This is a genomic window from endosymbiont of Galathealinum brachiosum (assembly GCA_003349885.1).
GTDB lineage: Bacteria > Pseudomonadota > Gammaproteobacteria > SZUA-229 > SZUA-229 > SZUA-229.
Window position 1 is genome coordinate 545,002 of the sequence record QFXC01000007.1, and the last position, 18,114, is coordinate 563,115.

Annotated in this window: 16 protein-coding genes; 4 read left to right on the forward strand and 12 right to left on the reverse strand. The window is 41.6% G+C overall.

The window, feature by feature from the left end; genetic code table 11:
* Positions 1 to 145 precede the first annotated feature (145 nt).
* The 7 genes from DIZ80_05130 to leuC form a co-directional block, all read right to left on the reverse strand.
* The gene (locus DIZ80_05130; GenBank protein RDH84849.1) at positions 146 to 766 is read right to left on the reverse strand and encodes a hypothetical protein; all 621 of its coding nucleotides are present in this window, start codon (positions 764 to 766) and stop codon (positions 146 to 148) included.
* 183 nt (positions 767 to 949) lie between these two features.
* Positions 950 to 1,732, reverse strand: coding sequence for a tRNA pseudouridine(38-40) synthase TruA (locus DIZ80_05135; protein RDH84850.1), 783 nt, complete (start codon positions 1,730 to 1,732; stop codon positions 950 to 952).
* A gap of 194 nt (positions 1,733 to 1,926) precedes the next feature.
* Positions 1,927 to 5,133 carry a hypothetical protein gene (locus DIZ80_05140; GenBank protein RDH84851.1) on the reverse strand — a complete coding sequence of 1,069 codons (3,207 nt, stop codon included), beginning with the start codon at positions 5,131 to 5,133 and terminating at the stop codon, positions 1,927 to 1,929.
* Positions 5,134 to 5,317: 184 nt separating this feature from the next.
* Positions 5,318 to 6,340, reverse strand: a complete 1,023-nt coding sequence (locus DIZ80_05145) for an aspartate-semialdehyde dehydrogenase (protein ID RDH84852.1) — start codon at positions 6,338 to 6,340, stop codon at positions 5,318 to 5,320.
* 140 nt (positions 6,341 to 6,480) lie between these two features.
* Positions 6,481 to 7,557: a 3-isopropylmalate dehydrogenase gene (gene leuB / locus DIZ80_05150; protein RDH84853.1), complete on the reverse strand. Its 1,077-nt coding sequence runs from the start codon at positions 7,555 to 7,557 to the stop codon at positions 6,481 to 6,483.
* A gap of 68 nt (positions 7,558 to 7,625) precedes the next feature.
* A complete protein-coding gene (gene leuD / locus DIZ80_05155) occupies positions 7,626 to 8,261 on the reverse strand; it encodes a 3-isopropylmalate dehydratase small subunit (protein RDH84854.1) in 636 nt (211 codons plus the stop codon).
* 176 nt (positions 8,262 to 8,437) lie between these two features.
* Positions 8,438 to 9,847: a 3-isopropylmalate dehydratase large subunit gene (gene leuC / locus DIZ80_05160; protein RDH84855.1), complete on the reverse strand. Its 1,410-nt coding sequence runs from the start codon at positions 9,845 to 9,847 to the stop codon at positions 8,438 to 8,440.
* 204 nt (positions 9,848 to 10,051) lie between these two features.
* Here leuC and DIZ80_05165 point away from each other — a divergent pair, with 204 nt between their 5' ends.
* The gene (locus DIZ80_05165; GenBank protein RDH84856.1) at positions 10,052 to 10,933 is read left to right on the forward strand and encodes a LysR family transcriptional regulator; all 882 of its coding nucleotides are present in this window, start codon (positions 10,052 to 10,054) and stop codon (positions 10,931 to 10,933) included.
* 45 nt (positions 10,934 to 10,978) lie between these two features.
* Here the strand turns inward: DIZ80_05165 and DIZ80_05170 are convergent, their stop codons facing one another.
* Both DIZ80_05170 and DIZ80_05175 read right to left on the reverse strand, forming a co-directional pair.
* The gene (locus DIZ80_05170; protein ID RDH84857.1) at positions 10,979 to 11,452 is read right to left on the reverse strand and encodes a hypothetical protein; all 474 of its coding nucleotides are present in this window, start codon (positions 11,450 to 11,452) and stop codon (positions 10,979 to 10,981) included.
* A 144-nt stretch (positions 11,453 to 11,596) separates the two neighbouring features.
* Positions 11,597 to 12,391, reverse strand: coding sequence for a histidinol phosphate phosphatase (locus DIZ80_05175; GenBank protein RDH84858.1), 795 nt, complete (start codon positions 12,389 to 12,391; stop codon positions 11,597 to 11,599).
* A gap of 118 nt (positions 12,392 to 12,509) precedes the next feature.
* Here DIZ80_05175 and DIZ80_05180 point away from each other — a divergent pair, with 118 nt between their 5' ends.
* Entirely contained in the window at positions 12,510 to 12,998 is a 489-nt protein-coding gene (locus DIZ80_05180; protein RDH84859.1) for a peptidylprolyl isomerase, read from the forward strand.
* A 108-nt stretch (positions 12,999 to 13,106) separates the two neighbouring features.
* On the opposite strand, the gene DIZ80_05185 is transcribed toward DIZ80_05180, so the two are convergent.
* Both DIZ80_05185 and DIZ80_05190 read right to left on the reverse strand, forming a co-directional pair.
* Complete coding sequence (locus DIZ80_05185) at positions 13,107 to 14,261, reverse strand: MFS transporter (protein ID RDH84860.1); 1,155 nt, start codon at positions 14,259 to 14,261, stop codon at positions 13,107 to 13,109.
* A gap of 29 nt (positions 14,262 to 14,290) precedes the next feature.
* Positions 14,291 to 15,391: a chorismate synthase gene (locus DIZ80_05190; protein RDH84861.1), complete on the reverse strand. Its 1,101-nt coding sequence runs from the start codon at positions 15,389 to 15,391 to the stop codon at positions 14,291 to 14,293.
* 105 nt (positions 15,392 to 15,496) lie between these two features.
* Here DIZ80_05190 and DIZ80_05195 point away from each other — a divergent pair, with 105 nt between their 5' ends.
* Positions 15,497 to 16,591, forward strand: a complete 1,095-nt coding sequence (locus DIZ80_05195; protein RDH84862.1) for a hypothetical protein — start codon at positions 15,497 to 15,499, stop codon at positions 16,589 to 16,591.
* A 37-nt stretch (positions 16,592 to 16,628) separates the two neighbouring features.
* Here DIZ80_05195 and DIZ80_05200 read toward each other — a convergent pair whose 3' ends face one another.
* Positions 16,629 to 17,534 carry a 50S ribosomal protein L3 N(5)-glutamine methyltransferase gene (locus tag DIZ80_05200; protein RDH84863.1) on the reverse strand — a complete coding sequence of 302 codons (906 nt, stop codon included), beginning with the start codon at positions 17,532 to 17,534 and terminating at the stop codon, positions 16,629 to 16,631.
* Positions 17,535 to 17,630: 96 nt separating this feature from the next.
* On the opposite strand from DIZ80_05200, the gene DIZ80_05205 reads away from it, so the two are divergent.
* Positions 17,631 to 18,101, forward strand: a complete 471-nt coding sequence (locus tag DIZ80_05205; protein ID RDH84864.1) for a hypothetical protein — start codon at positions 17,631 to 17,633, stop codon at positions 18,099 to 18,101.
* Positions 18,102 to 18,114 lie beyond the last annotated feature (13 nt).

Consider the following 18,114-nt stretch of genomic DNA (forward strand, 5'->3'; position numbering starts at 1 on the left):
AGGTTTTTACGTTGCTAGCACCTTTCGGCTTGAAAGATAAATTAAATCAGTTCTCAATGACTTACAAATTATATGCAAAAAAAAACCAGACCCGATAAACGAGGTCTGGTTTTTATAGCGCTTTTAACAAGCCCTAAATATAATATTATTTTGACTTACGGCCAGATGCAAAACCAAAAATAGCAAGCACTCCAGACAGGAACAACCAGATAGCCGCTGGCACAGGCACAGCAGAAAGTGAATTCTGAGTTACATGTAACGTATAATTTGAACCAAACGGAATAGCAGCTAAACCACTAAAACGTCCCACTGCAATATAATAAGTATCAGCTGCAGTTAAGTTGTAATCGATAAAACTGTCATAATGATGTAATGAACCTGATTCAATATTGTAGTCGTCATTCATAGTTAACATATTGAACGATGAATCATATAATTCTACCCACGAATCAAATGAACCGCCAAAATCCATACCGTAATCGATATCAAAATAAGCCTGACCCGCTACCGCATTAAAACTAAAGTAATCTACCGTATCATCACCTGAACCTAAAAGACTGGCATGCAGAGATGATGTAGATATATTAACACCGGTCCCAGTATTTATATCTCTATCAAAGTTACTATCAAAATAAACCGAATCTATAAATTGCGCTGTCGCAAATGTATCATTACTCAGGTGTGATTCTGTTAAATATGCCGCCTGTGCACCAGAAGTGAATAAACTCACTGCAGTAAACACCAAAATTATAAACTTGTTCTTCATCTTTCCTTGCTCTTATTTTGTAAATATCTAAAAGGAGCATTAAGAGCAACAGCCGTGCCAAATAAATAATTACTTGAAATTACAACAAGTTAGATAAATTTTATAAAAACAACTTTAAATAACTGTAAGCTAACCCGGCATTTAAGCAAATAATAATCTGCTAATCTTTACAGTTTTCCAGCCTCAGGCATAACGAGGTAAATTTATAGTGGAAATAATACCCGATTCCTGTGGATAACTAACATTTACCAGATACAGGCCATCTGCCGGCGCGGTTGGCCCCGCCTGATTACGATCTTTACACCGCATCAAATCTGCCATCCATGAAACCGCTTTTACTTCCTGCCCCACCATAATCAATGACCCTACAATGTTTCTTACCATGTGATGCAAAAAAGCATTCGCTTTAATATCGATATAAATATAATCACCTTCACGGCTCACGTTTACCCAGTGAACATTTCGCATAGCATGTTCTGCCTGGCAGGCTGATGATCGAAATGAAGTAAAGTCCTGCTCACCCAGTAATGCCTGTGCAGCCTGATGCATTGCCTCTACATTAAAGCCCCCATGTTTCCAGGTAACTTTTTTATTTAATACTGCAGGCCGAGCCTGACGATTTAAAATAATATAACGGTACTGTCGAGCTGTTGCGCTAAAACGAGCACTGAAGTCTTCGGCAACGGGTTGAGCCCAGATTGAAGAAACATCATCCGGTAACTGGGTATTCACACCCATTACCCAGGCTTTTTCCTGACGCGGGGAATCACATTCAAAATGAACAACCTGCCCCACAGCGTGCACACCCGTATCAGTGCGGCCAGCACAGACAACCTGCACAGGTTGATTTGCAACGCTGGACAGAGCGATCTCCACACATTCCTGAACCGTACGCGTACCGTGCTTTTGCATTTGCCAACCAGCAAATTTACTACCATCGTATTCTATGCCTAGTGCAAATTTCATGTATGTGTACTCTGTTATATTCTGCTATTACTCTGTTATAGAACTTACTCAGATTAATTCACTGATATACCTTCACAGTGCAAATAATCCGCTGCTATATTAAACCGAAAACGTCCACTCCCGGTTAATAGCAGACAACAAAAAACGGCATCGATGTAAACCGATGCCGTTTTATTTTCCTGTCAGGTAATCAACTAACTAGCCTGTTGAAGCAACTCTTCAGCTTGCTGTTGCTGCTCATCATTACCTTCAGCTTTTACTTCTTCAAGTATACTGCGAGCTCCATCTTTATCGCCCATATCAATATACGCTTTCGCTAAATCCAGTTTTGTACTGACTTCATCGACATCTTCAGATAATTCGGAAATATCAAACTCACCATCATCAGATAAGTCATCAACTGAATCATCAAGGGTTTCTACACCGATATCCATTTCATCGGTTTCGATATCTGATGATAAATTTTCTGATACCTCTGAATCTAACTCACCCAGATCTTCGGTCAGGTCATCACCCAGGTCCATATCACCCAGATCTAGCTCATCACCGTCGATTTCAATTTCACCCATATCCATTTCTAGCGAATCATCTGCAGAGCTATCCAGCTCTTCAGTCAGGTCTTCACCCAGATCAAGATCTGCATCAAGGTTAATTTCTTCAGTTTCAGCGGTTTCTTCTGGTTCGTCTTCTGCTTCTTCAAAACCTAAATCAGCCGCATCGAAATCAAGAGAAAAATCATCGTCAATATCCAGCTCAGCAGATTCTGTTGAGTCATCCTCAACATCTACTGTAGATTCCTCCATATCATCAATTTCACCCAGATCGAACTCAAGTTCAGAGCTGGTATCATCTGATGGAGATTCTTCCTCTAAATCACTATCTAATTCACTGGCAATATCATCCAGATCACCCGCCAGATCCAGACCATCATCCAGAGACTCTTCCTCAGGTGACATAGCATCAAGATCTAGAGGCTCTGAAAGTACCTGAGTCTTTTCAGAATCATCACCCAGACCTTCATCTGAATCCAGACCCAGATCAAAATCTGTCGCCTGATCATCAACCGCATCCAGTCCTAAATCGAAGTCTGTTGCGGAATCATCACCCGCATCCAGATCAAGATCAGTCGTCTGTGGTTTATCCGGTAATAACGCTTCTGCATCGAAGTCAGACATAATTGCATCTGAACCCGAGAATATCTGGCTCTGAGGGCAAAGCTCCATACCCATCGCAGTTACACGACTCCAGAATGCCTTATCATCACCCTTGCGCGCTTTCAGATCTTCTGCCAGCTGCTCAAAAGCGCTGCCATTTTTAGCTGCATAATGAGTCTCAAGTAATTTCATACGGTAATCATCACGCTGAGGATTCTGATCAATCGCACTATTTAAAAGTTCTTCTGCTTGTTGATAAATACCATAAGCCAGGTAAACATCAGCCTCGGCAATAACATCATCACGTTCATCTTCTTCAGGTTCCGCTTGATCAGCACCCTCCAGATTGAAAACCGTATCTTCAAGATTATCACCTGCATCCGGTGCTTCAATTTGAGTATCTTCCATACCCAGATCATCATCCACAGGCTCAGCAATCATTTCTGCCGTTGAGTCCATCTCAGCCGCTTCAGTCTTAACCGTCGCTTCGTCCAGACCTGCATTTAAATCGGCTTCAAGACTCGACATGTCAGATGACGGATCATCCATAGACGCTGTCCATTGCTCTTCTTCATCAGCTTTGCCACCACGAATACGTTTTAGCAGTAATGTAATTAACAGCAGAACAAAAGCCAGACCACCGCCGACCATACCTAATAATTTTGGATCTTCCATCAAACCTTCAAGGAAGCTTTTAGGTTTTTGCTGTGCAAAAGCAGGTGTTTCTATAACATCTACCGGTTCAAGCATTTGTGCCTGTGTTTCAGTTTCAGATTCGACCATGTCATCTGAAACAGTTTCATCAACAAAGATAGCGTCTTCTGTCAGCTCTCCTGTAGTCTCTTCAGTAGTCTCTTCAGTAGTCTCATCACTTAGCGCTTCTTCGGGAATAACCTCTTCTGTTAAGCCTTCTTCTGGTAGCTCATCTGTGATTACTTCATCTAAAACAGGTTCTTCAACAATATCTTCTGCCGGTAAATCATCAACTGGCATGTCTTCAACAGGCGCATCTAAAGGCTCCGCCACCTGCTTTTCTGTTTGCAAATCCTGCTGTAATTGAGCTAACTCACCGTCATCCATTTCGATAACGCGTTGCACTCGATCTTCAAGCTCTGCCAGACGCGCACGTAAATCTTCTTTTTCCAGGCGCTCAGATTCAAGTTGTTCCTGAGCCATTGCCAGTTCCTGCTTAAGACTGCTCAGACTGGCATCCGGATCCTGGTTTGAGCCGGCAAACTCACTACCACTTTCACTTGCACTGACTATTGATAAGTGCCCATCAGCATCGCGAGGTTGATCACCCGCTCCACCACCTGCAGGCTCTGCTTCCAGAGATGATGCAGGAGATGCGCTTGCTGCACCCTGACTGTATTCACGCCATAGCGCTGAATGTTCTCGTGCCTGTGCAACTGCCTGTTGACGATCTATCTGAGTTGCTTCATCACGATTTGGAATACGTAAAATATAACCGCGTTTAACGCCATTTATATTTTCCTGAATAAATGCTTCTGGATTCTTGCGCACCAGTGCCAGCATCATTTGCTCAACACTCACCGAACTATCCGGACGCATGCGATTCGCCATACTCCACAGCGTATCATTCTGCTGAACACGGTATTGATCAGAAGATGCATTGGCTACGGGTAAAGCCTGATAATTATAATTTACACTTCGACCAGAATCATCAGATGAGATAACCCCTGATCTGACACCCGGGGCCTGCGCGCTACTTTGAACAGATTGTGCACTTTGTTGCTCAGAAAGCACCGGCTGAGTTTGCGCCTGAGCATCAGCCGGTTCATTAAAAGGGCTATTTACACCCGCTGATGCAGTTGTAGCACCAGGTGTTGCGGAATTATAAACAGGAGGATCCAGTAAAAGCGTGTACTCTCGCAGCAGATGACCCTGAGGCCAGTCAATTTCTACCAGAAAACTTAAAAATGGTTCACGAATCGGTGTTTTGGTATAAACCTTTACATAAGATTTACCATTTTTATCGATTATTTTAAATTTGAGTTGTTGCAATAGATGTGGGCGATCAATGCCAGCTCGACTAAACGCATCTCGGCTAGCCAGCTTTATTATAATTTGCTCTGCATCTTCTGGTGCAGCTGAAAGCACCTCTATTTCTGCATTAAGCTCTTGATTCAAAGCTGAATTCAACTCTAAATCACCCAACCCTAACGGATATCCGCGTACTGGCAGCAGTGCAGCCATCACGGCAAGGCTCAGCGTTAATTTGCGCACAGGTAGTCCCCTCACTCGATCCTATGAATATTTAAGAGCCAGCCAGTTCTTCCCTGAATCAGAGACATCCTGACTAGCAACTATTATTTCTTTTTTACATCTTTATTCTGAATTTAGGCCAAAGATACACCCATTTCCAGTTAAAAGCTAAGAATAAACTTTAGCATGTAGACGTAACTATAGATTATAAATAGTCTTTTATCAAAATTTCTGCAATTTGTACGCTATTTAATGCTGCGCCTTTTCTTACATTATCCGACACAACCCACATATCCAGACCCATCTCATGAGAAATATCCTCACGAATTCGACCCACATATGTCGGATTATTGGTTGCACCTTCTGTAACCGCAGTTGGGTAACCACCATCAACCTGCTCATCCATCACTTCAACACCTGGTGCTTTCTCCAGTAATTTCCTACATGCTTGCGCACTTAGCTTTTTACGTGTTTCGATATGTAACGCTTCTGAATGGCCATAAAATACAGGTACACGAACCGCAGTAGGGTTCACCTTAATAGTGTCATCTTCCATAATCTTGTTAGTTTCCCACACCATTTTCATTTCTTCTTTGGTGTAACCATTTTCCTGAAACACATCAATTTGCGGTAAAACATTAAAAGCGATCTGTTTAGGGTAAACATTACATTCAACCGGTTTGCCATTTAACAAACGCGCCGTCTGACCCGCCAGCTCTTCAATTGCATTTTTACCTGTGCCGGAAACTGCCTGATAAGTGCAAACATTAATACGTGAAATACCCACAGCATCCTGAATTGGTTTTAAAGCGACCAGCATTTGAATAGTTGAACAATTAGGATTAGCGATAATGCCTTTGGTTTTATAATTTGCGATAGCATGAGGATTCACTTCTGGCACAACCAGTGGAATATCATCTACATAGCGAAATTCAGATGTATTATCGATAACAACACAACCTGCCGCCGCTGCTTTAGGTGCGAACTCCGCAGAGATTGAACCACCAGCTGAAAACAAACCAATCTGTACTTTTGAAAAATCAAAATCTGCCAGATTCTCTACCGTTAACATGGTATCACCAAACTCAACTTTTTTACCCGCTGAACGCTCAGAAGCCAGGGCATAAACCTTACCTACAGGAAAGTTTCTTTCCGCCAGAATTGACAGCATTGTTTCACCCACTGCACCGGTGGCACCTACTACTGCTACATCGTATGTTTTGCTCATAATTTTTCCTAAATATTTATTTTTTGCCACGGAAACACAGAGATTTTTTATTTTAATTATTTAGTTATTCCTGTTTTCGAAGGAACGATTGAATAAAGTTTATCTTTGTATTCTCAATGCCTCTGTGGCTAATTTTTTAATTAAGCTTTAAGCGCTTCAACCACAGCATCACCCATAGCTGCAGTTCCAACTTCAGTACAACCTTCAGACATAATATCCGGTGTACGCAACCCCTGATCCAGCACCTTACCCACAGCATCATCAATACGCTGCGCCACTGCTTCATTATTTAAGCTATAACGTAACATCATAGAAATTGATAAAATAGTCGCTAACGGGTTTGCAATACCTTTGCCGGCAATATCCGGTGCTGAACCATGAATAGGTTCATACATACCACGCCCATTTGAATCTAAAGAAGCAGAAGGCAGCATACCAATTGAACCGGTTAACATAGCCGCACAATCAGATAACACATCACCAAATAAATTACTGGTTACCATTACATCAAACTGTTTAGGCCATTTAACTAACTGCATAGCTGCGTTATCAACATACATATGTGATAACTCAACTTCCGGATAATCTTTGGCAACATTTTCCATTACTTCGCGCCATAATTCGGATACTTCTAAAACATTTGCTTTATCAACCGAGCACACTCGTTTGTCACGTTTCATTGCAATTTCAAAAGCGCTGCGACCAATGCGCTCTATTTCACTTTCTTTATAACCTGCCGTGTTGTAGGCATAACGCTCACCGTCTTTTTCGGTAATTTCACGAGGCTGTCCAAAATAAATACCGCCCGTTAACTCACGCACAATCATAATATCCAGACCCGAAACAATCTCCGGTTTAAGTGACGATGCATCCGCCAGTTGTGGATATAATATTGCCGGGCGTAAGTTAGAAAATAATTCCAGCTCAGAACGCAAACCTAAAAGACCTTTTTCCGGACGTTTTTCACGTGGCAGAGATTCATACTGAGGACCGCCCACTGCGCCTAAAAGAATCGCATCAGACTCTTTACATAAAGCCAGAGTTGCAGCGGGTAAAGGTTCACCATCCGCATCGTATCCAGCGCCACCGACTGGCGCTTCGTTAAGCTCTACATCGAGCACACCATCCGCTTTTAAAAATTCGATTACCTTAACCGCTTCGGCGACTATTTCTTTACCGATACCATCACCGGGTAAAATTGCAATTTTCTGTGTCATTATCTTTCCTCTTACGCCACAGAGAACAAAAAAACGACTCTATGTACTCGTGTCTCTGTGGCAAATAATTAAAACAACCAGGGAGCTGACTGTTTTGTTTTTTCTTCGTACGCTTTTATTTCACTTTCGTGCTGCAGCGTTAAACTAATATCATCCAGACCATTCAGTAAGCAATGTTTTCTAAAAGCATCCACTTCAAATGGGTACTCTTCACCTTCTTCTGTAATCACTTTTTGTTTCTGTAAATCAACAGTTAACTCATAACCTGATTTAGAAGCTACTTTATTAAATAAGTCTTCAACAATTTCAGCATCCAGCACAATGGGTAACATGCCATTTTTAAAACTGTTATTAAAAAAGATATCAGCAAAACTGGGCGCTATTACCGCACGAAAACCATAATCATCCAGAGCCCATACCGCATGTTCACGAGACGAGCCACAGCCAAAATTTTCTCTGGCAATTAATATAGTGGCTTTATCGTATGGCGACTGATTAAGAACAAACTCAGGATTTATACGACGCGTAGAATTATCAATATCCGGTGCCCCCGGATCAAGATAACGCCAGTCATCAAATGCATTCGGACCAAAACCTGAACGTTTGATTGATTTTAAAAATTGTTTTGGAATAATTGCATCTGTATCGACATTAGGTCGATCCATCGGTGCAACGATACCTGTAACTTTAATAAATTTTTCCATTATTAACTCGTAATTATTTTTTTGCCTTGTCTCTACTAATAGTGTCTTCTACTGCTCCACCGACACTATTACCCGCATCACCAACACTCTTCGCTGCATCTTTAACATTACATGCATTAAGAAAAGAAAGAGAAACCAGAACCATTAACCCAAAAAATATTTTCATAACTTCACCTTTAAAAGTTTCTTACATCTACAAAATGCCCTGCAATTGCAGCAGCAGCGGCCATCGCCGGACCAACCAGATGAGTACGCCCACCGGAACCCTGACGGCCTTCAAAATTTCTATTAGAAGTGGATGCACAACGTTCACCCGCTTCAAGTTTATCCGCATTCATTGCCAGGCACATTGAACAACCCGGTTCACGCCATTCAAAACCCGCATCAAGAAAAATTTTATCCAGTCCGGCTTTCTCTGCCTGCTGTTTTATTAATCCCGAACCAGGAACAATCATTGCCAGTTTTACATTATCTGCGACCTTACGACCCTTGATAATATCCGCTGCTTCCTGCAAGTCTTGCAGACGCGAATTCGTGCAGGATCCGATAAACACCTTATCGATATTTATTTTATCCATCGGTGTACCCGCATCCAGCCCCATATATTCCAGTGCTTTCTGCATACCGTCAGACTTAACTGTATCCGATTCATTCGCAGGATCTGGCACATCCATATCTACAGATACCACCATTTCCGGAGAGGTTCCCCAGGTAACCTGAGGTTTTATAGATGCAGCGTCCAGTGTGATTTCTTCATCAAAAACAGCATCTTCATCACTGTGTAAATCAAACCAGGCAGCAACGGCCAGATCCCAGTTATCACCTTCAGGCGAATAAGGGCGTCCTTCAACATAATCAATCGTTGTCTGATCAACCGCCACAAGGCCAACTCGAGCACCGGCTTCAATCGCCATATTACAGATGGTCATTCGCCCATCCATTGAAAGGTCACGAATAGCAGAACCGGCAAATTCCATGGCATAACCTGTACCACCTGCAGTGCCAATTTCACCAATGACTGCCAGCACAATATCTTTAGCCGTTACGCCTGCGCCTAACTTACCTTCAACATTGATACGCATATTTTGCATTTTTTTCTGCAACAAACACTGGGTAGCCAATACATGCTCAACTTCTGAAGTACCGATTCCAAAAGCCATAGATCCAAAAGCACCATGGGTAGCGGTATGCGAATCACCACAAACAAGCGTCATACCCGGCAAGGTTGCACCCTGCTCCGGGCCAATGACATGCACAATACCCTGACGTATATCATTCATTGCAAACTGGGTAATACCAAATTCAGTGGTGTTTTTTTCCAGTGTATCAACCTGAATACGAGCAACCGCATCCGTGATACCTTTCGCTCGCTCAGCCGCGACGGTTGGTACATTATGATCAGGTACCGCCAATGCAGCGTCTGCACGCCATGGCTTACGATTAGCTAATCTTAAACCTTCAAAAGCCTGAGGTGATGTCACTTCATGCACTAAATGACGGTCTATATAAAGTAATGCAGTACCGTCTTCTTCAGACCGTACCACATGAGAATTAAATAATTTTTCGTATAATGTCTTACCGGGCATTTCTCTTAATCTCCTGCTACAGCGCCTTATAGTCATAAATCGGGCTGAGTCTTTCAGTTGTTAGATTCTAACTTCAGCCGAAACATAAAACAAATTCATCTTTTTCATATAAACTATTCCTAATAGGAATAACTAACAAATTAACCACAATAAATACAAACCCCTGATACAACCTGGTTAAACAGAATCAAATACAGATAAATTATGGATATTCAAAATCTTTCAGCCTTTATAACCGTCAGCGAAAAACAGTCGTTTTCAAAAGCGGCCGAACTACTCTTTATTACACAACCAGCTGTTAGTAAACGGATTGCCGCTCTGGAAACAGAACTCAATACACGTCTGTTCGATCGCATCGGCAGACAGGTACAACTCACCGAAGCAGGGCGGGCATTGCTACCAAGTGCATTGCGTATTTTAGCTGAATTGGAAGAAAGTAAACGCGCCATTGGTAATTTAAATGAAAAAGTGAGCGGCAAACTCAGCATCGCGACAAGTCACCATATTGGCTTGCACCGACTTCCTCCGGTGTTGCGAGCATATACCAGAAAATATCCTGATGTTGATCTGGATCTTCAGTTTATGGACTCGGAAGAAGCCTGCAACTGTGTTCTGAAAGGCGAGGTAGATCTTGCCATTGCCACTTTGCCAGAGCAGGACTGGCCCAAACTGCAAAGCCAGATTATCTGGCGCGACCCTCTGGATGTCGTGATTAGCACGCAACATCCGCAAGCCAGTTCACCACGGATCGATGTTTCCAGCTTAAGTAAAATCCCTGCTATTCTGCCTTCTCAAAACACCTTCACACGTGAATTGCTTGAAAATGCTCTGGGACTGAATCATCAAAATTTAAATATTGCCATGGAAACGAATTATCTGGAAACCATAAAGATGATGGTATCAATCGGCCTTGGATGGAGCGTATTGCCGGTATCGATGGTTACCAGCGACATAGCTATTATGCATATAAAAGGGATTGAGTTTGAAAGGTTACTGGGGGTTGTCAGTCATCAGCATCGAACCTTATCTAATGCCGCTAAAATGCTAATGTTAGAACTTCATAGCGCCTCAAAAAACCAGTCATGACACAAACCTGAACTCAGGAAGACATCATTGACTGGTAACTTTTGCCTAACGCATAGACAATGCTGGCGAAAAAGCGACAGATGATATCATTACACTATTTATTACACCCTGCTTACCTACGTTTTCACGCACATGACTCAGTTTTGTACGTGTAGTCACTTTCCCAACCTTCACATCCTGATAAATAAAATAATTTTTATTCTTCAACGTTGCGAGCACTAATCTGTAGTTATTATCTGCATGAGAGACGATGACATGTTTACCTGGATCAACAACTAATTTTATATATGTCTGCCCGATATTAGTTGCCACATACTTCCCATCAACATCTAACTTCATTTTTATTGATGAACCTTCTTTATCACTTCTAAAAATATATAAGTTAGATTTTTCAGGATGCGTATGGAACAGTTTTGCCTGATTATCCTGTGTAGAACTTGCCATAGGTACTGAAGAACAGCCAGATATGGCTAAAAACACCAGGCACAATACGCTAATAAAACCCTTTTTATACTGCATTTAAATCTCCTTGTTATTAATCATTTAAGAGCACCATTAATAAGCTGGCACCCATTTTTCTCTTCCGCATGCTATCTAGAGCATGTCTTTATATTATGGTGAAGAACTTTACCATTAAATCATGTGGTAGCGAAAGACATACACTTACCCATCAGCCGGAAAATTCAGTATCGAAATAAGTTCCTGCATCAATTTCGGATTGCCCGTGGCAATCACATGATTAGGTGAATTGAGCGTCAGTTTATTACCAAACCAGTCTGTCACCAATCCACCGGCATTATTGATAATTGGCCCAAGTGCAGCATAATCATGAACCAGAGGCCCCGCTGTAATCACAACATCGAGATGCCCCGCGGCTAACAAACCATAATCATATGGTGCCACACCCCACTGCGCCCAATGAGTCGCTTTCCAGACTTTATCAATATAATGATCACGCCCCTCTGTATGCCACTCAAAACCCGCGCGAGCAATAATCGCTTTATCGATAGAAGCACACTTACGTGTATGAATGAGCTCACCATTCAGATAGGTTCCTGCGCCATCAGCCCCGATCCAGCGCTCCCGGGAGATCGCCTGATCAATTACGCCCAAAATAAACTCCCCCTGATAAGCCAGACCTAATAACAGGGCAAAGGTAGGATGTCCGGTCATAAAATACTTGGTGCCATCAACCGGATCAATCACCCAGACAAACTCTGCATCTGGCTGGTGCGGCGGATACTCCTCTCCCAGAATGCCATGCTCGGGAAAGCGCTTCATGACCATTTCACGCATTAACGCCTCAGACTCTTTATCTACCTGAGTGACAGGGCTGCTATCGTCCTTGTATTCCGTTGAAACTGGCTGACGATAATACTTACGGTGAATTTCACCTACTGCATCAGCAACCTTGTGAGCAAAACTGGAGAATTCGTTAATCTGTTTCTGTGATGGCATACTAATAACAGCTCGGATATGAAAAGAGACGCAATTATTGCCATATTTAATCAGACTAGTAAACCAGAATCCAAATAAGATATAATCCCAGCACTTTTAAAATCAAACTGAGCAAACCATGAATATATCTGCCGACAAAGCCATTACGATCAATTACACCCTGAAAGATAATGAAGGTAAATTAATTGATGAATCAAAAGATTCAAGTTTTATCTATTTACACGGACATCACAATATCATTCCAGGGCTGGAATCTGCATTAAACGATAAAACAAAAGGTGATACTTTTGACTTAGTGCTGGAACCTAAGGATGCATATGGTGAATACAACCCGGCTATCACTCAGGTAATCAATAGCAGCGCATTTGGCGATGAAAAAGTTGAAGTCGGTATGCAGTTTCATGCAGAAGGCGATGACGGCCAACCTGTATTAATTACCGTTAGTGAAATAAATGGCGATGATGTAACAATTGACGGCAACCCACCTTTAGCTGGCGTGACATTGAACTATTCTGTGGAAGTTATGGATGTACGTGATGCCACTGAAGAAGAGCTAAGTCATGGGCACATACATGCTCATGGTGAAAGTTGCGGACATAATCACTAATTAAAAACTCAGAGCGGGTTATATTTTTATTCACCGCTCTGAGCTTCTAACCCAATCTTAAATTTCAACTTTAAACTCAATCTCTCAATTATATTTTCGGTGCTAGTTTTAAATAACCCTCTCTAAACGATTCATTTTAACTACGACGAATAATGCCAGTAAGGAAGCCATTGCAGCCGCACTGAAAATAACCTGTGGCGAATAAGCATCCCAGTAAGCACCGCTCAACAAGGTTCCTACAGCACCTCCGGCACCAAAACTAATTGCTGAATACAGAGCCTGCCCCCTCCCCTGCAACTTGCCCTTAAAATTACGATGAAATAATTCTATAGCCACCGCATGATACAAACCAAAACTGGCTGCATGTAAACACTGAGCAAAAATAACAATTAAAAAATCTTCTACGTATGCACCTATTAATAACCAGCGTAATGTTGTTAAGGCCAGCGCTATTATCATTAATGATCTTGGCCTGTATTTCGGCATTAATTTATGCATAAACATAAACAGAATAATTTCAGCTATTACACCCAATGCCCATAACCAGCCCAATGCTGAACTGCTGTAACCAAACTGTTTTAAATAAATAGAATAAAATGTGTAATAAGGCCCGTGACTCATCTGCATTAAAAAGCAGATCAATAACAATGCCATTACATGAGGTTGCTTTAATACTTTTAATATTGATCCCTGCTCAATATGCGTTGATGTACAGGGTGCATCCTTCACAAGAAAACTAAATACAACAATTAATACATAAAGAATAAAAACAGAGACGGGCACTAACTGATAACCAAATTCATCTAACAGCACGCCAATGACGATTACCGAGACCACAAAACCCATGGAACCCCATAAACGCACCACACTATATTTATGTGTATGTTCGCCTAAGTGATTCATGGTGTTAGCTTCAAACTGCGGCAGCGTTGCATTCCAGAAAAAGCTGAATAGCAACATCACAATAACGAGCCACCAGAAACTCGAGTCTAAAAACACACCTAAAAATGCAATGGTTGAACAGATACTGGCAACACGGATAATTTTCATACAGTGCCCTGTATGATCAGCTATCCAGCTCCATAAATAAGGTGCTACAATTTTTGTGGCCATGAGTATGGCCATTAACTCACCAATAGATCGGGCATCAAAGCCTAATGAATTTAAATACAGGCTCCAGTAAGGTACCACTACGCCAAGTGAAGCGAAGTAAACCCAGTAAAAACCAGAGAGACGCCAGTAAGGCATTTGACTAGAAGTCATGTTTAATTAGATAGATTATTTTAAATAAATTAATCATCACCAGCCGGTATAACCGGTGTAGAGCACCTTACATCACCACACTGCGCTTTAAATCGCATCATGTGATCGGCCAGTGTTAATGCCAGCATAGCTTCACAAATGGGAGTGGCTCGAATACCAACACAGGGGTCATGACGACCATGAGTTACCACTTCCATAGGTTCACCATTTATATCAACACTTCTACCGGATAAACGCATACTGGAAGTCGGTTTAAACGCGGTATGAACAACAATATTCTGCCCGGAACTTATGCCCCCTAAAATACCACCCGCATGATTACTTAAAAAACCTTCAGGTGTTATTTCATCACGAAACTCGGTACCTTTGGCTTCTACACAACTAAAACCACCACCAATTTCTACACCCTTAGCGGCATTAATTGTCATCATTGCATAAGAAACTTCAGCATCTAATCGATCAAAAATGGGCTCACCTAATCCCGGCGGCACACCTTCGGCCACAACTGAAATTCTGGCACCTACTGAGTTACCTTCTTTACGCAACTCATCCATATAATCTTCCATTTCTTTAACCTTATTTTTGTCGGGGCTAAAAAATGGATTTTGACTAACCTGATCCCAGTCATGTTCTTCAACTTCAATCGGTCCTAATTTTGACAGGTAACCACGAATCAATATATTGTACTGATCTTTAAGAAACTTCTTCGCAATTGCTCCTGCTGCAACCCGCATTGCAGTTTCTCTGGCTGATGAACGACCACCACCTCTATAATCACGAAATCCATATTTTTGTGTGTAAGTATAATCAGCATGTCCCGGCCTGAAAGTTTGCGCGATATTACCGTAATCTTTTGAGCGCTGATCTACATTTTCAATCAGTAAACCAATGGGTGTACCGGTTGTTTTACCTTCAAAAACACCTGAAAGAATTTTAACCTGATCCGGCTCTCTACGCTGAGTAGTATGGCGAGATGTACCAGGGCGACGGCGATCAAGATCGGCCTGAAGATCTTCTTCAGATAACTCAATTCCCGGTGGGCAACCATCAACAATCGCCATTAACGCAGGACCATGAGACTCACCACTGGTGGTTACAGTGAATAATTTACCAAAAGTATTACCTGACACTTTATTTCCTCAATAGACTCAAGTCTCAATATTAACATATCGGCTTGCCAGCGGGGGGCAAAAACCTATATAGTGGAATCATACTAATAAATTCAAATGTAGAATATGTACTTTTCAATACCAGACATACTGATTGTCGAAGATGAAGAATTTAACAGGGAAATAATGGCATTGCGCCTGCAACCCTGTAATTATAATTTAAGATTTGCAGTTGATGGGCAACAGGCCCTGGACATGGTAGAAGAAAAAAAACCTGATGTTATTTTACTGGACATCATGTTGCCCGAAATTATGGGTTTACAGGTATTACACACACTTCGACAGCAGTATTCCATGGTTGATTTACCCATCATTATGGTTACTGCCATTGATGAAGACCAGCGTATCGTACGTGCACTTGAGCTTGGCGCAAACGATTATGTATCTAAACCTATTAATTTCCCGATTCTGATTGCACGCTTACAGACGCAATTGAGTCTGAAACAATTATCCGCACTAAACAATGAGTTTCTCACCACTGCAAGCCATGACTTACGTAAACCAATTGCAGTTATTCAGGACGCAGCAGCCACATCAAGTTTAAAAGTAGCCACGAACCAGCCTATTGATAATGAAGAAATAATATATAACTTCAATACCATTGCGCAATCAGCTAACTTTATGAACTCGATCGTAGAGTGTATTTTAAATGCTCAGGCAGGCGGATTTGGTCAGATACGCCTAACAAAAATTCCATTACAGATAGAACCCCTTATCTCCGAAACCATTAACCGACATCTGGCTTATGCCAGCGAAAAACGCATTAATCTAATTAGCAAAATTGAAGAGAACACACCAACTGTAGAAGTAGATCGATCACGTATCGCTCAGGTGCTGGATAATCTGGTGGATAATGCGGTTAAGTTTTGCTCTGCAAATGACACAATCACTATCTGCACTAAAGTCGGTGATGATGGTGTATCGATTATCGTTTCAGATACTGGCCCGGGATTAGCAGATAGTGACTTTGAACAACTATTTATAAAAAATGCCGAACTAAGCAATAAGCCCACTAATAATGAGCCTCAAACAGGTTTAGGCCTAGCAATATGTAAACAGTTAATTGATTTACATGATGGTGAAATTGACGCTATGAACAATCACGAAAAGGGCGTTAGCTTCTGGTTCAAACTCCCCATATTTAAATTAAAACCCGTCTAAAAATATTGACAGATAAACACAGAGCACAGCTCCCCAGTTAAAATTCAAATTCGTCCAGCTGCTCTGCTGTTAATAGAAAAATACCAGAACCACCCCGCTCAAAATCCAGCCAGTAAAAAGGCACGTGAGGATAAGCCTCCTGTAAAGCGTGTTGTGAATTACCCACTTCAACCACCAGAATACCCTGATCAGTTAAATATTTTCTAGCCTGCTGTAACATAGGTACCACCAGATCCAGCCCGTCATCCCCCGCAGCAAGCCCTAATTCCGGTTCATGTAAATATTCATCAGGTAAAGATGCCATGTCCTCTGCATCCACATAAGGCGGGTTACTAACAATAATATCGTAATGACGCTGAGGCACATTCTCAAACAGGTTAGATTCAATCACGCTGACGCGCTCATCCAGCTGATGTCGCTGTATATTTTCCGCCGCTACTTCAATTGCCTCTGGTGAAATATCCACCATATCAACATAAGCCCAGTCAAAGGCGTATGCAGAAGCAATACCGATACAACCACTACCACAACAGAGATCAAGAATATTTTCTACAGATTCAGCCTCGACCCAGGGCTCAAACTGTTTTTCAATTAATTCTGCAATAGGCGATCTTGGCACCAGTACATTTTCATTCACCACAAAGGGCAAACCCGCAAACCAGGCCTCACCGGTTAAATAAGATGCAGGTATTTTTTCCTCTATACGGCGACTTAACAGCTTAAAAACAGCCTGTTTTTCATCCAGAGTTAAAGCAGTATCAAAATAATTTTCAGAGAAATCATGTGGCAAATGCAAGGCAAACAAACAAAGGTAAACCACTTCATCCAGCGCACTGGCCATACCATGTCCATAATACAGCTCAGCTTCGTTAAACCGGCTGACACCCCAACGCATATAGTCTTTTATGGTTTTTAATTCTTCAGGGATACCGTTTATAGACATTATTTAATCCTGTTAGCCCGGGAATTGATAAGAGCTTTAAATATTAACCCGTGGCGAATATAATCACGAGTAATTATTGTGCAGAAGTATATTTCCATGAAAACTTTATCTATATCCTTACTACTCAGCCTGTTTCTCAGTTTTAATGCAAATGCGACTGGCAGTCTGGAATTTCTCAATGCCAGAATTCCTGAAGCACCTCCAGGCGCAGGCGTGATGGCCGGCTACATGGAAATCAGTAATACCACCAGTAAAAACATTGATATTATTAGCGTAAACAGTCAATCATTTAAAATGGTAGAAATGCATCAATCTAAAGAAGTTGATGGTTTTGCTAAAATGCTGCCACAGAAAAAACTCAGCATACCCGCCAATGGAAAACTGATTTTAAAGTCAGGCAGTTATCATTTAATGTTAATCAAACCAGAAAAATGGTTTAAGCATGGTGACCTGATTAAGCTGAACTTTACTCTCTCGAATGACACAAAAATATCACTCGATGTGAATATTAAAAAAACCTCTTCACGAGCCATGAAATGTGCCGCTGGAAAATGCGGCGGAATGTAAACCAATTACGACT

Bases quoted from the DNA above. Each gene is read 5' to 3' on its own strand.
- DIZ80_05185 (RDH84860.1), bottom strand. From the start codon at position 14,261: ATGACTTCTAGTCAAATGCCTTACTGGCGTCTCTCTGGTTTTTACTGG.
- DIZ80_05145 (RDH84852.1), bottom strand. From the start codon at position 6,340: ATGAGCAAAACATACGATGTAGCAGTAGTAGGTGCCACCGGTGCAGTG.
- DIZ80_05195 (RDH84862.1), top strand. From the start codon at position 15,497: ATGTACTTTTCAATACCAGACATACTGATTGTCGAAGATGAAGAATTT.
- DIZ80_05165 (RDH84856.1), top strand. From the start codon at position 10,052: ATGGATATTCAAAATCTTTCAGCCTTTATAACCGTCAGCGAAAAACAG.
- DIZ80_05175 (RDH84858.1), bottom strand. From the start codon at position 12,391: ATGCCATCACAGAAACAGATTAACGAATTCTCCAGTTTTGCTCACAAG.
- DIZ80_05130 (RDH84849.1), bottom strand. From the start codon at position 766: ATGAAGAACAAGTTTATAATTTTGGTGTTTACTGCAGTGAGTTTATTC.
- leuB (RDH84853.1), bottom strand. From the start codon at position 7,557: ATGACACAGAAAATTGCAATTTTACCCGGTGATGGTATCGGTAAAGAA.
- DIZ80_05200 (RDH84863.1), bottom strand. From the start codon at position 17,534: ATGTCTATAAACGGTATCCCTGAAGAATTAAAAACCATAAAAGACTAT.
- DIZ80_05180 (RDH84859.1), top strand. From the start codon at position 12,510: ATGAATATATCTGCCGACAAAGCCATTACGATCAATTACACCCTGAAA.
- DIZ80_05205 (RDH84864.1), top strand. From the start codon at position 17,631: ATGAAAACTTTATCTATATCCTTACTACTCAGCCTGTTTCTCAGTTTT.
- leuC (RDH84855.1), bottom strand. From the start codon at position 9,847: ATGCCCGGTAAGACATTATACGAAAAATTATTTAATTCTCATGTGGTA.
- DIZ80_05135 (RDH84850.1), bottom strand. From the start codon at position 1,732: ATGAAATTTGCACTAGGCATAGAATACGATGGTAGTAAATTTGCTGGT.
- leuD (RDH84854.1), bottom strand. From the start codon at position 8,261: ATGGAAAAATTTATTAAAGTTACAGGTATCGTTGCACCGATGGATCGA.
- DIZ80_05170 (RDH84857.1), bottom strand. From the start codon at position 11,452: ATGCAGTATAAAAAGGGTTTTATTAGCGTATTGTGCCTGGTGTTTTTA.